The sequence below is a fragment of the uncultured Fretibacterium sp. genome, from assembly GCF_938040765.1.
Classification (GTDB): Bacteria; Synergistota; Synergistia; order Synergistales; family Aminobacteriaceae; genus CAJPSE01.
On record NZ_CALIAA010000003.1, the window covers coordinates 1 to 2450 of the forward strand.

Below are 2450 nucleotides of genomic sequence, written 5' to 3' on the forward strand. Positions count from 1 at the left end.
AAAACCACTACAGCCCCACAATCCAACCAAAAGCGACCTGCATGATCCGGGGACGGAGTCGAAAAGAGGGTGTATCGCCCCCCTAATTTTTATTTTATCACCCCATGCCGGGTTTTGTAATCCATCCCGGGCATGTTTTTGCTACCGCCATGCTCTCTCCTTCTCTTGTCTTCAAGCCTCCTCCCCTCCTTCATCTCTCCTTCATTCCCCATAATCCCCTCATACGGATTCAATCTCCCCAATATGACCCTGGAACATATCCCTAAAACGACGGAAGGCCCTGCGGAGGGCCCCTGCCATAATGGGATCAATGCGATTGTTTCAGTCGTATATGAAGCGTGTCGGAGAAGGGACTTCGGCACGGGAAGGAGATGGTTTTTTTGCGTTATTTACAGTTAGGTGTGCTTCTGATGGCGGTATTCTTTCTCGCCTTGGGCGGTATCCGGATGGCGGGCGCCAGTGGTTCGAGAAAGGGACTGCCCCGAAACCCGAACGAGGGGCAGACGTTCGACGCCGCGAATATCCGGGAGGTCGTGCTGGCAGGCGGATGTTTCTGGGGGGTCCAGGCCTTTCTGGACCGGGTGCCCGGTGTGGCGGGGACCGAGGTGGGATACGCCAACGGCTCGACAAAAAGCCCGACCTACGAGCAGGTCTGCCAGGGGGACACCGGCCACGCCGAGGCCGTGCGCGTCCGCTATGATGCCTCGCGCCTGCCGCTCGACAAATTGCTGACGGCCTTTTTCTCCATCATCGACCCCACCAGCAAAAATCGTCAGGGAGCCGATTTCGGAGCGCAGTACCGGACGGGAGTCTACCTGACGGGGCCTTCGGCCGCGGAGGATCGGGCGGCCGCCGAACGCGTCTTTGCCGTGGAGGCCAAAAAACACGAAAAGCCCCTGTCGGTGGAACTGGAGCCCCTGAAGAGCTTCTACCCGGCCGAGGAGTACCATCAGAAGTACCTGGAGAAGAACCCCGGCGGCTATTGCCACGTCAACTTCGACCGCCTCGGGGACATCCCGGAGGGGACGGACCGTCCCAAGGAGCGCTCGGGCTACGTCCGTCCGTCGGACGAGGAGATCAAGGCCAGGCTGACGGACCTTCAGTACCGGGTGACGCAGCAGGCCGCGACGGAGCAGCCCTTCTCCAGCCCCCTGGACAAGCATACGGAGCCGGGTATCTATGTGGACATCGTGACGGGCGAGCCGCTTTTCTCCTCCACGGACAAGTTCGACTCGGGCTGCGGCTGGCCCGCGTTCTCCAAACCGATCGATTCCGAGGCGGTGCGCGAGCTGATGGACACGAGCCACGGCATGGTGCGCTCGGAGGTCCGCAGCCGCGCGGGCGACAGCCATCTGGGGCACGTATTCGAGGACGGGCCCAAGGACAAGGGCGGCATGCGCTACTGCATCAACGGGGCCGCCCTGCGCTTCATCCCCGTCGCGGACCTGGAACGGGAGGGCTACGGGGCTTTCAAAAAACTTTTCGAGTAGACCACGCCGAAAAAGGCGTTTGACGTCCGGGTGGAGCGCCCTATCGGTAGCGGCGCTTCACCCGGACGTCCCAGTAGAGGGTCCCCTTGAGGATGCGGACGTCGCTGCGGATCAGGCCGTTCTCGGAGCGCTTCTGCAGAACCTCGCGGACCCGCGCCCTCTCCTTGACCCCGCAGTCCTGGAAGAAGCGCTCGTAGCGTTTCCGGAGGGCTTCCGCATCCAGCTCGAAGGTCTCCCTGCGCGCGTGGACCTCCATCTGCGGACAATAGCCCTCCTCCCAGAGGAGGTCCCACAACAGCTTCATCCGGTCCGCCCCATTGTGCGGGTCGTTTCGGACATCCCAGCCCACCGCCCCGAAGACCTCCGCCTTCACGTCGTCCCGCTCCTCCAAAAAACGGTCGATCATACACCAGCCCCTGGAGCACGCGCACATCCGGCGCAGGCTCTCCAAGTCCTCGACGGCGGGGGACATCGCGGCAAAGACAAGGTCGAACCCCGAGGAGAGCAGCGCCTCCATGGCGGCATCGGGGTTTTTGAAGTCGCCGGCCCGGAGGACGACGTTGCCGTACCGTTTCAGGTTCTCGGCCGCGAACTCCAGCATTCGGCTGGAGACGTCCACGCCCACCGCCTCACCGACCTGCGGGGCGAACGTCCCGAGATGGCGCCCCACGCCGCATCCGACGTCCAGAACCCTGCCCTCCGGCTGAAGCGCTCCGATCCGCTTCAGGACAGCCAGAGCGGGATCCTTCTCCAAATTCCAGCCGTGCCCCGCAACCCGGTGCTGAAAATCCTCGGCCGACTCGTCCCAGTAGGTCTTGGCGTCCTTTTCCATCCTGCGATTCACTCCTCTTTGTCTTTTTGTCCAGGGGTTCCCCCGGGACTCCTCACGATTATTCCCGAGCGGCCGTATCCCGCCGCTCCGTCTCCTCTCTGGCAACATCCCGTCCCCCTCCCGCGCAC

3 protein-coding genes are annotated in these 2450 nt (G+C 62.7%); 1 reads left to right on the forward strand and 2 read right to left on the reverse strand.

What is annotated here, in order from left to right; all coding sequences use genetic code 11:
• Positions 1-89: 89 nt before the first annotated feature.
• Positions 90-212 carry a hypothetical protein gene (locus tag Q0176_RS00060; RefSeq protein WP_299297800.1) on the reverse strand — a complete coding sequence of 41 codons (123 nt, stop codon included), beginning with the start codon at positions 210-212 and terminating at the stop codon, positions 90-92.
• A 168-nt stretch (positions 213-380) separates the two neighbouring features.
• On the opposite strand from Q0176_RS00060, the gene msrB reads away from it, so the two are divergent.
• On the forward strand, positions 381-1490 hold the full coding sequence (gene msrB / locus Q0176_RS00065; RefSeq protein ID WP_299297802.1) for a peptide-methionine (R)-S-oxide reductase MsrB: 1110 nt from the start codon (positions 381-383) through the stop codon (positions 1488-1490).
• Positions 1491-1530: 40 nt separating this feature from the next.
• Here msrB and Q0176_RS00070 read toward each other — a convergent pair whose 3' ends face one another.
• The gene (locus Q0176_RS00070) at positions 1531-2322 is read right to left on the reverse strand and encodes a class I SAM-dependent methyltransferase (protein WP_299297804.1); all 792 of its coding nucleotides are present in this window, start codon (positions 2320-2322) and stop codon (positions 1531-1533) included.
• Positions 2323-2450: the final 128 nt, after the last annotated feature.

What these genes read in the sequence shown, in the direction of transcription:
- Q0176_RS00070 (WP_299297804.1), bottom strand. Translation starts at nt 2,322, where the DNA reads ATGGAAAAGGACGCCAAGACCTACTGGGACGAGTCGGCCGAGGATTTT.
- Q0176_RS00060 (WP_299297800.1), bottom strand. Translation starts at nt 212, where the DNA reads ATGGGGAATGAAGGAGAGATGAAGGAGGGGAGGAGGCTTGAAGACAAG.